The organism is Acinetobacter sp. GW821-FHT09D10, assembly GCF_059416285.1.
On record NZ_JBWKOW010000019.1, the window covers coordinates 1 to 683 of the forward strand.

Below are 683 nucleotides of genomic sequence, written 5' to 3' on the forward strand. Positions count from 1 at the left end.
CCCATAGTTATAACGAGGAACCCCAACATCTACTGAAAATTCATTGATGCCTTTTGCCAAAATTTTAGATGAAAAATAGTAAGCCTGTTTGGTAATGCTCTGCTGACCTGTTGCATCGGTGGTTACAAGCGTGACTTCATTACCCGAAATAAACGGGAGCTGCTTAATGTCAAACGGACCTGAAGGCACAAGCCCTGAATAAATCTTTTGTTGGTTGACATATAAATCTAATGTCGAAGGCAGTGCAGCCGAGCCGGAAAATTGTGGTAATGCCGAAGTGACAATATCACCACGTTGGGTATAAGCACTCGACCACTGGAAACCAGCAAGGCGGACACTACTCCCCCAATCAGAACTATTGGAAATAAAATCCCCTAAGGTATATATCCTGATCTTTTCAGGGTCTACATACTGCCACTTACTCTCTAGGCGCACCCACTTTTCATGGCTATAACTATTTTCATTACTTCCGTTATATAGTACCCCTGAAGAAAAGTTACCTATTGCACTGTTAAAAATGCCTTCTGCCGAACCGGAGAAAACATTCTCGTCATTAGTCAGGGTGTGATAGAGGCTGTAGTTCAAAATGGCAGCGTTTAAGGGTTTTATTTTTAGTAAATGAGGACTCGTGAGCTGTTGACCATTTAAGTCAACTGAATAATCCGCCAACATGTTTGAAGGAA

1 pseudogene is annotated in these 683 nt (G+C 41.9%); it reads right to left on the reverse strand.

The window, feature by feature from the left end:
- Window positions 1-683 (reverse strand): annotated as a pseudogene (locus AC07M3_RS19050) (fimbria/pilus outer membrane usher protein); the annotation flags it as partial.